10 protein-coding genes are annotated in these 12,751 nt (G+C 50.3%); all 10 read left to right on the top strand.

The annotated features are described in order from the left end of the window. Positions 1 to 9 precede the first annotated feature (9 nt). The 10 genes from IEV98_RS03945 (at position 10) to IEV98_RS03900 (ending at position 12,751) form a co-directional block, all read left to right on the top strand. On the top strand, positions 10 to 627 hold the full coding sequence (locus IEV98_RS03945) for a LutC/YkgG family protein (protein ID WP_188504603.1): 618 nt from the start codon (positions 10 to 12) through the stop codon (positions 625 to 627). A 44-nt stretch (positions 628 to 671) separates the two neighbouring features. Next, positions 672 to 1,742, top strand: a complete 1,071-nt coding sequence (locus IEV98_RS03940) for a PA0069 family radical SAM protein (protein WP_188504602.1) — start codon at positions 672 to 674, stop codon at positions 1,740 to 1,742. Between the two features lie 43 nt (positions 1,743 to 1,785). Continuing rightward, the gene (locus IEV98_RS03935; protein ID WP_188504601.1) at positions 1,786 to 2,409 is read left to right on the top strand and encodes a rhomboid family intramembrane serine protease; all 624 of its coding nucleotides are present in this window, start codon (positions 1,786 to 1,788) and stop codon (positions 2,407 to 2,409) included. A gap of 159 nt (positions 2,410 to 2,568) precedes the next feature. Then, the gene (locus IEV98_RS03930) at positions 2,569 to 4,236 is read left to right on the top strand and encodes a sodium/sugar symporter (RefSeq protein WP_188504600.1); all 1,668 of its coding nucleotides are present in this window, start codon (positions 2,569 to 2,571) and stop codon (positions 4,234 to 4,236) included. Between the two features lie 222 nt (positions 4,237 to 4,458). Next, a complete protein-coding gene (gene eat, locus IEV98_RS03925; protein WP_188504599.1) occupies positions 4,459 to 5,763 on the top strand; it encodes an ethanolamine permease in 1,305 nt (434 codons plus the stop codon). Further along, positions 5,760 to 7,118, top strand: coding sequence for a glutamine synthetase family protein (locus IEV98_RS03920; protein ID WP_188504598.1), 1,359 nt, complete (start codon positions 5,760 to 5,762; stop codon positions 7,116 to 7,118). The genes eat and IEV98_RS03920 overlap by 4 nt, the downstream gene beginning before the upstream one ends. 15 nt (positions 7,119 to 7,133) lie before the next feature. Next, positions 7,134 to 8,282: an iron-containing alcohol dehydrogenase gene (locus IEV98_RS03915; protein WP_188504597.1), complete on the top strand. Its 1,149-nt coding sequence runs from the start codon at positions 7,134 to 7,136 to the stop codon at positions 8,280 to 8,282. After that, positions 8,279 to 8,989 (top strand): gamma-glutamyl-gamma-aminobutyrate hydrolase family protein, encoded by a 711-nt coding sequence (locus tag IEV98_RS03910; RefSeq protein ID WP_188504596.1) that lies wholly within the window; start codon positions 8,279 to 8,281, stop codon positions 8,987 to 8,989. Before IEV98_RS03915 ends, IEV98_RS03910 begins: the two co-directional genes overlap by 4 nt. Before the next feature lies 1 nt (position 8,990). Further along, positions 8,991 to 10,358 carry an aldehyde dehydrogenase family protein gene (locus tag IEV98_RS03905; RefSeq protein ID WP_188504595.1) on the top strand — a complete coding sequence of 456 codons (1,368 nt, stop codon included), beginning with the start codon at positions 8,991 to 8,993 and terminating at the stop codon, positions 10,356 to 10,358. After that, positions 10,340 to 12,751, top strand: a complete 2,412-nt coding sequence (locus IEV98_RS03900) for a prolyl oligopeptidase family serine peptidase (RefSeq protein WP_229738552.1) — start codon at positions 10,340 to 10,342, stop codon at positions 12,749 to 12,751. Before IEV98_RS03905 ends, IEV98_RS03900 begins: the two co-directional genes overlap by 19 nt.

Below are 12,751 nucleotides of genomic sequence, written 5' to 3'. Positions count from 1 at the left end.
AAAGAACAGATGCTGAAAAAAATTCGGCATGCATTGCTACAGAAAAGGGAGCACCCCTACCCCAATTTTGAGGATATGCCGCTGCATGCGGAAGAATCTGATCCAATAGATGTGCTATTTGCCCAGCGACTCACTGCTGTAGCTGGCCATTTTATTTATTGCGAGGACGAAGTGGCGTTGATTGAAGGCTTGCTTTTCTTAGCTGAACAAGAAAAACTACGCCGAATGTACGCTTGGGAACCAAGTATCCAACAACTGTTGGACCGATACGAGTTTCCCTTTTTCCGTACGGAAAAAGATTTTGCCGAAGCGGAAGCGGGAATTACGGCCTGCGAAGCACTTATTGCTCGCTCGGGCAGTATATTGATCAGCAATGGAAATGCTGCTGGTCGACGCCTTACTATCTATCCACATGTGCACGTAGTGGTGGCCTACGCCTCACAATTGGTGATGGATATCAAAGATGGTCTTGATTTCGTACAGCAACGATATGGTGAAAATCTTCCCTCCCTAATCAGTGTTATCTCCGGGCCTAGCCGCACGGCCGATATTGAAAAAACGCTTGTATTGGGTGCCCATGGCCCTAAAAAGCTATATGTTTTTCTCTTGGAAGACCGACTTGGGTGAAAGTTTTTAGCACAAAAAACTAAATGATTTAGTATGTTTGCGCTATGGATACCATACAAAATCCCGACTATTTCAAAGGCCGGGGCGCCCAAGTCAATACGCCTAACAAGTTTGCCGCCCAGCGGTATGTAGCTGAACATACTGAAGGGTTGGATGAAGAGTTTCTAGAAAATTCGAATACGCAGCTCATCGACGAACATCCTAAGAAAATCATCAGTACAAACGATAGTCCCGACTTGCCCATGGGCTATTCATTAAATCCTTATCAGGGATGTGAACATGGTTGTATTTATTGTTATGCACGCAATGCACATGAGTATTGGGGATATAGCGCCGGGCTGGACTTTGAGCGTAAAATCATCGTAAAGCGGAACGCAGCCGAACTACTCGAACGACAATTCAACACTAAAGGTTACCGACCAAAGGTTATCATGCTTTCCGGCAATACGGACTGCTATCAGCCCATTGAACGCAAGCTCGGAATCACCCGTGCAATCCTTCAGGTTATGCTGGCTTATCGCCACCCTGTATCGATCATCAGTAAAAACAATCTTATTTTACGTGACATGGACATTCTCGCCAAGATGGCGAGTTTGGGGCTCGCTCAAGTGGCCATTTCCATCAACTCACTGAATGAAGAGCTTAGGCAAAAAATGGAGCCTCGCACAGTCACGGCCACCGGGCGGCTAAGGGTAATCCAGAAACTCAGTGATGCGAACATACCGGTGATGGTGATGTGTGCCCCGATCATTCCGGGCCTCAATAGCGAGGAGGTGCCCGACGTAATCAAAGCAGCGGCAAGTCACGGCGCACGGGGGGCAGGTTACACAATCGTGAGGTTAAACGGCGCGATAGGGGAGCTTTTCACGGATTGGGTACACAAAGCGTATCCCGACCGGGCCGACAAAGTGCTAAACAGCATTGCTGCCTGCCATGGCGGAAAGCTGAACGATAGCCGTTGGGGAGTACGGATGAGGGGTGAGGGCAAAGAGGCGGAGAGTATCAGGCAACTATTCAAGATAAGTGTAAGGCGCTACCTGAACCAGCGGATGCTGCCCGAACTAAGACTGGATTTGTTTGCCCCGAAGAAAGGAAAGCAATTGGATTTGTTTTGACGGCCGCTTTTTTTTCTTAATTTCGGCGGTTGAACCCTATAGAATGAAAGAATATTTGATTGAAACGCCGGTAGCCAGCATCATTTTTGCCTTTACCATTGTTACCAGTATCTATACATTTTCAAACCACCATCTTTTCGGAAAATTCATGCTGCATCCATATAGCGTAAGCAAGGGGCAGCGGCTGTATACGTTACTGACCAGCGGCATCATCCACAGGGATTGGGGACACTTGCTATTCAACATGCTGACCTTCTATTTCTTTGGCTTTGCGCTGGAATCCATACTCGCCAGCTTAAGCCCTTGGGGTCACCTGCAATTCGCGTTGCTGTATGTGTTGGGGCTGGTGTTAAGCGACGTACGGACCGTGTTTAAGGAGCGTGAAAATTATAACTATTACAGCCTGGGAGCCTCGGGGGCGATAAGTGCCGTATTATTTAGTTTCATTATGTTCCAGCCGAAAACCATGTTGGGCATCTTCCTCGTCATCCCTATGCCAGCCTGGCTGTTTGCCTTCCTCTATCTGGGCTATTGCATATGGGCATCAAAGAATGCGCGAGATGGCATTAATCATGATGCGCACTTTTACGGCGCACTCTTTGGTCTGATATTTACAATCGTACTATATCCAAGCATTATCCAGCATTTCATCAGTCAGTTTTCATAGTGCTTAGTGTGACCCAAACACTGTTTTAACACACTATAAATCAACATATTATATTTAACCATACAAAATAACCGTGTAAATATGAACGCGCAGCATTGAATTTTTGCGATTAATATTTACATTAGCCCTCTTTATAAACTCAATCGTATTAGAAGCGCAATGAAAACTTTGGCAACTTCGGATTATATCGTCTTTTTATGTTACTTTGTCATCATCGCAGGTTATGGTCTTTGGATTTATTATCGCAAGAAATCTAAAGAACTCAATACCAAAGATTACTTTCTGGCAGAGGGGTCATTGACGTGGTGGGCCATAGGCGCTTCACTGATTGCATCCAACATTTCAGCCGAACAGTTTATCGGCATGAGTGGCGATGGATTCAAACTCGGTTTGGCCATTGCAGCCTACGAATGGCTCGCGGCCGCAACTTTAATCATTGTAGCCGTATTCTTCATACCAGTATATCTCAAGAATAAGATTTACACCATGCCGCAATTCCTCAACCAGCGGTATAACAGCACGGTGAGTACAATCATGGCAGTGTTTTGGCTATTGCTATATGTAGTGGTCAATCTCACATCCATCCTCTTCTTAGGAGCACTGGCTGTCTCTGCGATCTCCGGCATCAATTTCACCGTGTGCATGTTCGGTATAGCCATCTTTGCAATCTTCATCACATTGGGCGGAATGAAGGTAATCGGTTATACAGACGTGATACAGGTATTGGTGCTCATCCTTGGCGGCCTGGCCACCACCTATCTGGCGCTGAACATGGTATCTGACCATTTCGGTTCGGCCGGTGTGCTCAACGGTCTCGGGCTATTGCATGAAAAAGCGCCTTCGCATTTCGACATGATTTTCGATAAAACGCACGAGCATTATATCAGTTTGCCGGGATTGTCTATCCTAATCGGTGGGATGTGGATTGTAAACCTCAACTACTGGGGTTGTAATCAGTACATCACCCAACGTGCATTAGGTGCCGATTTGAAAACAGCCCGAAACGGTATCCTCTTTGCGGCGTTTCTAAAAATGCTGATGCCCATTATCGTGGTGCTTCCCGGCATCGCTGCTTATGTGCTTTATCAGGAAGGATTCTTTCAACAGGAGATGCTTGATGCAGGTGCCGTACGCCCAGACCGGGCCTACCCGGTACTGCTCAACCTACTTCCAGTCGGTCTGAAAGGCCTGGCTTTTGCCGCATTGACAGCCGCCGTGGTGGCATCGCTGGCTGGCAAGTCCAATAGCATCGCCACAATTTTCTCGCTGGATATTTATAAGAAAATATTTAATAAGGAAGCCTCGGAGAAAAAGCTAGTCAATACCGGAAAGATTACCATTGTCGTGACGATGATACTTGCTGTCATCATTGCCCCTCATTTGGGCATTGAAAAGGGCGGATTCCAGTACATCCAGGAATATACCGGCTTTGTTTCACCGGGCATCTTTGCCATGTTTATCCTGGGCTTCTTTTGGAAGAAAGCCACATCCAATGCAGCCTTGTTTGCTACCATCGGCGGATTTGCGCTATCTGTATTGCTGAAATTCCTTCCCGAGTGGGCAGACCTTTCGTCGTTATATTCGATGGGGTTTGCCGTACCCAATGCTGCAGGGATTTATGAAATTCCGTTTATAGACAGGATGGGAATCGTATTCGTATTCTGCATACTCGGTATGCTGATCATCAGTATTGCCGAAAACAAGCGCGGCGTTGTTCCCAATGGGCTTGAAATCGAAAAAAGTATGTTTAAAGTACATCCTGCTTTTCTTGCTGGCACCATCATTATCGTTGGACTGTTGGTGGCAATCTATACGATCTTCTGGTAGTGCAGGTCAAAATCTGAAAGGCAATCAAAGGCAGGATCGTATAAGAGTAGGATTGTATAAACTATATTTTCGCTGATGTATGTGCGGACGAAATAGGCGTGAGCCACTGACCAATAATCCCTTCGCGACTCCCTGTTGTATCTTTAACGGAGGATAAGCAAGGCTCGACCACGTTGGCCACGTATTAAACTGCGGAGATAAAACAGTTTTAGCAATACGCCAATGAGTACAGTTAAGCTACAAAAAACGCTTACGCCCTTTGCCCTGTGGGCATTGGGTGTGGGCTACGTGATTTCCGGCATGTATTTCGGCTGGAACCTTGGGCTCGAAAAGGGCGGTACCCTTGGCATGGCCATAGCCACGGTCGTAGTGATGGCCATGTATATCACTTTTACATTTAGCTATTCGGAGCTGGCTTGCGCCATTCCGAAAGCAGGTGGGGTGTTTGATTATGCCGAGCGCGCGTTGGGTAAGGATATTGCCTTCATTGCAGGCATCGCCCAAACCGTGGAATTCGTTTTCGCCCCTCCGGCCATAGCCTTCGCCATCGGCGCCTACTTCAATGCATTTTTTCCGGATGTTCCTATCATCACCAGTGCCGTGGTGGTCTACTTGCTATTTACGGGATTGAACATCATTGGTGTAAGGGCTGCCGCTACATTTGAAATAGTCATCACTGTATTGGCCGTGGGTGAGCTGCTCCTATTTGTTGGCATCGTGTCGCCCAGCTTCGATGCGGCAAATCTCGTCAGCAATGCCTTTCCCAACGGATGGGGCGGGGCGTTTGCAGCCATCCCATTTGCCATCTGGTTTTTCCTGGGCATCGAAGGGATTGCCAATGTGGCTGAGGAGGCCAAGAACCCCCAACGGGATATCAAAAAAGGCTTTGGCTGGGCCATATTCACGTTGGCTATGCTGTGCGTGCTGGTGTTTGTCTCTGCTGTGGGCGTAGCTGGATGGGAAGCCATTGTGTACCAGTCTGGAAACGAAGGCGCTACGTCCGATTCCCCACTACCCTTAGCACTCTCCCGGGTAACCGGCGACAACCATGTGATGTATCATTTGTTGATTACCGTGGGCCTTTTCGGCCTGGTCGCCTCGTTCCATGGCCTGATCCTGGCCGCTGGCCGCTCCACGTATGAAATGGGTAAGGCACGCCATTTCCCAGCCTTCCTAGGCATCGTATCGCCCCGATTCCGTACCCCGGCGTACGCCCTATTGGGCAACATGATGCTTGGTTTACTGGCGCTGTTTTCCGGTCGCACTGGAGAAATCATTACGCTATCCGTTTTTGGTGCGCTTACTCTCTATGTGATTGCCATGGTGGCCCTCATCAAACTCCGAAATCGCGAACCCGAATTGCACCGCCCATTCCGCGTACCGCTTTATCCGGCCTTTCCTATCATCGTTATCATCATTGGCAGCATCTCGCTGATATCCATGTTGGTGTACAATTGGGGTATCGGGTTGGTGTATGGCCTGGTACTTTTCGTCTCATTTGGTTTATTTAAAATCATCAGGAAATGACTACGCAACAAGTGATCGACTACGTAAGAAGCCACCCTTCGGCCAAGGTGAAATTAGCGGCCGCAGACATAGATGGGGTACTGCGAGGCAAGTATATCTCCTTGGAAAAGTTCAATGGTGTAGTAAACGGCTATCTGGGTTTCTGCGATGTCGTCTTCGGATGGGATACCAATGATCTGGGGTATGATAATATAGCCTTCACGGGGTGGCATACGGGCTATCCTGACTTGCCACTAAGATTGGATCTTGCGACATTCCGTAAAATACCGTGGGAAGGCGACGTTCCCTTTTTTTTGGGTGAGTTTGTGGATACCGCTGGCTCGCCCGCGCCTATATGCCCCCGGCAATTGTTGCGCACGGTAGTGAATCAATGCCAGCAGGCGGGATTTACGCCGCTTTTTTCCCAAGAGTTTGAATGGTTCAACTTTTCTGAAACGCCAGACACGCTGCACCAGAAAGGCTTCCGCGAACTGAATTCGTTAACGCCAGGGATGTTTGGCTACTCCATCTTGCGAAGCACATTGAAAAGCGCCTTTATCACGGATCTCTTTGAGCTACTCACTCAATTTGGTATCCCCATTGAAGGCCTCCATACTGAAACCGGCCCCGGTGTATACGAAGCGGCCATTGCCTACGCCGACGCGCTGGAAGCGGCAGACCGGGCCATCTTGTTTAAGACAGCGGTGAAGGAAATTGCCTACAAGCATGGCATCGTCGCTTCGTTTATGGCCAAATGGAATGAACAATTGCCGGGATGCAGCGGCCATGTGCACCAGAGCTTGTGGGATGGCGAAGCCAAGCGAAACCTATTTTTTGATGAAGATAACCCTCAGAACATCAGTCAACTGATGGAACATTACATCGCAGGTCAATTGCACTGTCTACCTCATCTGCTGCCTATGTATGCGCCCACCATCAATAGCTATAAGCGATTAGTAGAAGGTGCATGGGCACCTACTACATTGACGTGGGGCTTTGACAATCGGACGGTAGCGCTGCGCGTAATCGCAGGCAGTGCGAAAGGTACCCGATTGGAGACCCGCGTGGTAGGCGCCGATACCAACCCTTATCTAGCCTTGGCGGCTTGCCTCGCTTCCGGCCTTTATGGTATCCGCAACGCCCTTACCCTTCAGCAATCCGCCACGATAGGAAATGGTTACTGTGATTACGCTAACGGCAAGCTACCGGCGAATCTGCACGAAGCAACACAACGCATGAAGCAATCTGAACTCGCCATTGAACTATTTGGTGAGACCTTCGTTACCCATTTTTGCAGTACCCGCGACTGGGAATGGCAACAGTTTTCCAAAGCCGTGACCGACTGGGAGTTGAAACGCTATTTTGAAATCATTTGATACAAGGAAATACCGATGAATCCCTATCAAGTTATACAATTTAATATCCCTACAACCATCCGGTTCGGCTGTGGGGCCATCCAGGAACTTCCGACCTACTTACAGCAACACCAGCTGCGGCGCCCGCTGTTGGTAACTGATCCAGTGATTGCCCAGTTGCCGTTTTTTAAGGCGATCGTATCGAGTCTTGCCACCCAAGGTATTGCCGTGGAGGTCTTTGCAGATATCCATAAGAATCCCGTAAAATCTGATGTATACAGCGGCACGGCTGCGTGGGACGAAACGGACAGGGACGCGCTCGTGGGCATTGGGGGTGGTGCCGCATTGGATGTGGCCAGGGCCATTGCACTGCGGGTAAATCACCGAGACGATCTGTTCAAATACGACGATCTCATCGGGGGCGATGTGTATGTGACTGGCGATGTACCACATTTTATTACGGTGCCCACCACAGCCGGAACGGGAAGCGAGGTGGGCAGGAGCGCGATCATCGCCGACGACGAAACCCATCAAAAGCGTATCCTATTCTCGCCAAAACTGATGGCCAAGGTGGTGTTTGCCGATCCATTGCTCACGATGGACCTTCCTCCTCACGTGACCGCGGCCACGGGTATGGATGCCCTTACCCACAATATGGAGGCATTCCTCGCCAAAAACCTCAATCCGATATGCGACGGGATCGCTCTGGAGGGGATGCGCCTAATAGCACAGTCACTCGAAAAGGCAGTCGACAAGCCCGACGAGGCGACGCGCAGCAACATGCTTATTGCCTCCATGATGGGTGCTATTGCCTTTCAGAAAGGGCTGGGTGTTGTCCATTCATTGGCACATCCGCTCTCGTCATTACTGGATACACACCACGGCCTCGCCAACGCCGTGAACCTGCCGTACGGTATGGCATTCAACATCGCAGGCAATGAAACTAAATTCAGACGCATGGCGCAGGCTATGGAACTGGATGACGAAACAGGGCAGGGTGTGGTGAGGTACCTCGTTGAGCTAAATGAACGTGTCCATATACCCAGCCGCTTGACGGACATCGGCGTACTGCCGACCGATATCGATACGCTGTCCGATATGGCCGTTGCCGATTTCGCGCACCCTAACAACCCCAAGCCCGTGAGCCGCGACGATTTTAAAACCTTATACCTCGAGGCATTATGATCAAGGTGACCATCGGAATGACCGAAGGCAGAATGTATGCCGTCTATGCTGATTGGGTGGCTGGTATGGCTGATGAGGTAGAGGTAATACCGTTGGGCTACACGCGCAACAATATGGCCGATATCCACCGGTGTGACGGTGTCGTGTTTACCGGTGGTGAAGATGTACATCCCACCCGCTACGGCAAACCGGCGTTTTTAGCCCATTGTATACCTCCTGATTTTGATGAACGCCGCGACGATTTTGAACTGGAGCTCATGCGTCAGGCACAAACCCGACAGCTGCCCGTATTGGGTATTTGCCGGGGGCTTCAACTGATAAACGTGTATTACGGAGGCACGTTGATACCGGATATAACTACATGGGGCCGATTTAACCACGCTAAGCTTCCCAACGGTAGCGAGCGCGACCATTCCATCCGAGTGGACCCCCATTCGTTGCTGTTTGGCATCACAGGCAGCCCGGAGGGATGGGTAAACAGCTTGCACCACCAAAGTGCCGACCGTATAGGCGAAGGCCTAGTGGCGGTGGCATTGTCTCCCGATGGTATCATAGAAGCCCTTGAGCGAAAGGATGTGGATAGCGGCTCTTTTTTACTGCTCGTTCAGTGGCATCCCGAACGGATGGACGATACGCGTAATCCTTTCGTAGGGGCTGTCCGTGAACGGTTTATCAATGAAGTGAAAAAGAACATTCATACAACATAGCATGAACATCATTAATCCGGCCACTGAAGAAGTGGTCGCCGTCGTATCCGAAGACAACGCCAGTTCTTTGTCAATGAAATTTGACCGGTTGGCCGCCGCCCAGCCAACATGGGCAGCAACGTCGCTGAGTGACCGAATCAATACCATGGAGCGGTTTATGAGGTTGCTAGATGAAAATCGGCCTGCCCTAGCGGCAACACTGGCTACCGAGGTAGGAAAACCACTCAACCAGGCCATGAACGAAATCAAGGGTGCTATTGCACGCATCAAATGGCTCACCGATCATGCCGCTAAATACCTCGCTGATGAACGGATGGACGACGGTGAAGGCTCCATCGAAGAATACATCAGCTACGAACCACTGGGTATTGTCTGCAACATTTCGGCGTGGAATTACCCTTACCTGGTGGGTGTAAATGTGTTCGTTCCAGCATTGATCGCCGGCAATGCCGTTATGTACAAGCCCTCAGAATATGCAACCAATACCGGACTCGACATTACCACATGCCTCAAGGCGGCCGGTGTGCCCGACGGGGTCTTCCAAACAGCCATTGGAGCAGGTGATGTGGGCCGGTTGCTATTGGACCAGCCGTTTGATGGATACTTCTTTACAGGTTCATATGCTACAGGGAAATCCATTCATGAACAGGTGGCCCCCAAGTTGGTACCATGCCAGTTGGAACTGGGCGGCAAAGACCCCGTATATATCACAGACGATGTGCGCGATTTGACTGCCGTGGCCGAGGCTACGGCCGATGGCGCATTTTACAACAACGGCCAGAGCTGCTGTGCTGTGGAGCGGATATATGTGCACGAACGGGTCTATGAGGCCTATATTTCGGCATTTTTAAAGCAGGTAAATGCCTGGAAAATCGGCACACCAACCGACGAAGATGTCTATTTCGGCCCGCTAACGCGAAACGAGCAGCGACTCGTATTGGAAGCACAAGTGACGGATGCCCTCGCCAAAGGGGCTACCCTGCTTGCCGGCGGCAAACGGCTGGAAGGGAAAGGATTCTATTTCGAGCCAACGGTTTTGGCAGATGTAAACCACACGATGACGGTGATGAAGGCCGAGAGTTTTGGCCCTATTATCGGCATTATGCAAGTGGCGAGTGACGAGGAAGCTGTGGCGCTCATGAAGGACACAGAATATGGGCTTACCGCCGGAGTGTATGCGGGAAACAGGCAACGGGCGGCATCCATCTTGCGGCAATTGAATGTGGGATCGGCCTATTGGAATTGCTGCGACCGGGTAAGTGCCGCCTTGCCCTGGAGCGGGAGACAGCACTCCGGAATAGGCGCTACACTGTCGCACCAAGGAATCAGGGCATTTACCAAGACAAAAGCATGGCACATAAAAGGTTGACGGATAATAAAAGGGGTTTTCTTAAAATGGTCGGGATTTTTATTGTCCTTACTGGTGTTCACTTCGCATCCCGGGCCCAACAATCTTCGCTCACGGTCGAAAAAATCATGCGCGATCCGAAATGGATAGGCACAGCTCCCTACGACGCCCACTGGGGAATTGATGGCATGCTTTATTTCAATTGGAATCCCGAAGCAGAAGAGGAACCGTCATTATACCGCATTTCCACCTCAGCACCTTTGGCCAGGAAAGTCGACGATGCCACCCGGCAGATGCTGACGCGCCAATACACGTATGACCACTCCCGCCGGCGCGTTGTTTTCGAACGGGAAGGCGACCTCTATCTGCATGACCTGAAATCGGGCGAAGAGTTGCGACTAGCCACCACCGTGCAACACGAAAGCAACCCTCATTTTGACCAGAACGGCACGCATGTCTTCTTCCAGCAGGGTGACAACCTGTTTTCCGTATCGCTCGATGGCGGCAAGTGGACTCAGCTTAGCAACTTTGGCCAAGAGAACCGCCGTACCGGGGAGGATCAAAGCAAACAGCAGACCGAGCAGAATAGGTGGCTAAAGGACGATCAGCTCGCCCTCTTCGACGTGCTACAGACCAGGAAGCGACGGGATTCACTCCAGAAAGCACGGCTTAACGGAAATGAGCCAGAGACGCAACCCAAGCGCATTCATATCGGTAGCGCGGTGCTCTCCATGCAGCAAGTGAGCCCTGACGGCCGCTTCATTAGCTATCGGCTTACCAAGCGTGCAGACAACAACGTTAATACCATCGTACCCAACTACATCACCGAATCCGGCTATACCGAAGACATCCCCGCCCGTACTAAGGTGGGCAATATACCATCAATTTCCACGGCATACCTTTACGACCGGAAACGTGATACCTCGTATAAAGTGAATACGGCGACAATCCCCGGCATCCGAGACTTGCCCGACTTCTGGGATGACTACCCCGAGGCGAAAGCAAAACGCCTAGCTGATCCGCAAGACCGGCAGGTCACCGTGGGGCGTGTCTTATGGAATGAAACGAGCACCGATGCTGTAGTGATAATTACCGCCGCCGATAACAAAGACCGATGGATTATGCGGCTGGAGGCCGAAACCGGCACCCTTCATCCCGTTGACCGCCAGCGCGACGAAGCATGGATTGCAGGCCCGGGTATTGGAGGGGCTTGGGGTGGCGGAAACATTGGATGGCTTGATGAACAGACCATTTATTTTCAAAGCGAAGCCTCTGGCTACTCGCATATCTACATGGCGAATATACTAACCAGCGAAAAACAACAGCTCACCACGGGCGAATGGGAAGTGAGTAACCTTCAATTATCAGCTGATAAAAAACATTTTTATTTTACGGCCAATATGAAGCATCCGGGCATCAGCCATTTTTATCGCTTGCCGGTGAAGGGGGGTGCGCCAACTCAACTTACCAGCATGGATGGCGGAAACGAAGCGATCCTCTCGCCTGATGAGAAATGGCTGGCTATCCGCTATTCATATACCAACGAACCCTGGGAGCTGTATCTACAACAAAACAAACCCGGAGCGAAACCCATCAAGGTTACCGAATCGCTCACTGCCGAGTTCAAGGCCTATCCCTGGCGAAAACCAACAGTTATCTCATTCAAGAACAGGCATGGCGACGACGTGTACGCCCGACTGTACCAAACGGATAACCCGAAATCCAGTCGTCCTGCGGTTATTTTCGTGCATGGTGCCGGTTACCTTCAAAACGCACATTACTGGTGGAGCCAGTATTTCAGGGAATACATGTTTCACAACTTACTGGTAGACCTGGGTTACACAGTCCTAGACATCGACTATACCGGGAGCGCAGGCTACGGCCGCAACCATCGTACGGGTATCTATCGCCATATGGGTGGGAAGGATCTAAGCGACCAAGCTGATGGAGCTAAGCTATTGGTAGAGGAATATGGTGTAAATCCGAAAAATATTGGCCTTTATGGTGGTTCTTATGGCGGGTTCATCACCTTGATGGCGATGTTTAATGAGCCGGATGTATTCGCCGCGGGGGCGGCCCTGCGCGCGGTGACCGACTGGGCGCACTACAACCATGGCTATACCTCAAATATCCTCAACGAGCCGTCTTCAGACCCACTATCGTATAAGCGGTCCTCACCTATTTACTTTGCTGAAGGGTTAACTGGCCACCTGTTGATGTGCCATGGCATGGTCGACGTAAATGTACACTTCCAAGACATCATCCGGTTAAATCAACGGTTGATCGAACTAGGCAAGGAAAATTGGGAGTTAGCCGTGTATCCGGTGGAAGACCATGGTTTTGTCGAATCCAGTAGCTGGACCGACGAATATAAGCGGGTATTGAAATTATTCGAGGAGCGACTAACGAATTAA

It is taken from the genome of Parapedobacter pyrenivorans (assembly GCF_014636865.1).
Taxonomy (GTDB): Bacteria; Bacteroidota; Bacteroidia; order Sphingobacteriales; family Sphingobacteriaceae; genus Parapedobacter; species Parapedobacter pyrenivorans.
The sequence above is the reverse complement of the archived record's forward strand: the minus strand, read 5'-3'. Positions and strand labels throughout refer to the sequence as shown.

Coding starts and splice junctions, on each gene's coding strand:
- IEV98_RS03910 (WP_188504596.1), top strand. CDS start 8,279: ATGATCAAGGTGACCATCGGAATGACCGAAGGCAGAATGTATGCCGTC.
- IEV98_RS03940 (WP_188504602.1), top strand. CDS start 672: ATGGATACCATACAAAATCCCGACTATTTCAAAGGCCGGGGCGCCCAA.
- IEV98_RS03945 (WP_188504603.1), top strand. CDS start 10: ATGCTGAAAAAAATTCGGCATGCATTGCTACAGAAAAGGGAGCACCCC.
- IEV98_RS03935 (WP_188504601.1), top strand. CDS start 1,786: ATGAAAGAATATTTGATTGAAACGCCGGTAGCCAGCATCATTTTTGCC.
- IEV98_RS03930 (WP_188504600.1), top strand. CDS start 2,569: ATGAAAACTTTGGCAACTTCGGATTATATCGTCTTTTTATGTTACTTT.
- IEV98_RS03920 (WP_188504598.1), top strand. CDS start 5,760: ATGACTACGCAACAAGTGATCGACTACGTAAGAAGCCACCCTTCGGCC.
- eat (WP_188504599.1), top strand. CDS start 4,459: ATGAGTACAGTTAAGCTACAAAAAACGCTTACGCCCTTTGCCCTGTGG.
- IEV98_RS03915 (WP_188504597.1), top strand. CDS start 7,134: ATGAATCCCTATCAAGTTATACAATTTAATATCCCTACAACCATCCGG.
- IEV98_RS03905 (WP_188504595.1), top strand. CDS start 8,991: ATGAACATCATTAATCCGGCCACTGAAGAAGTGGTCGCCGTCGTATCC.
- IEV98_RS03900 (WP_229738552.1), top strand. CDS start 10,340: ATGGCACATAAAAGGTTGACGGATAATAAAAGGGGTTTTCTTAAAATG.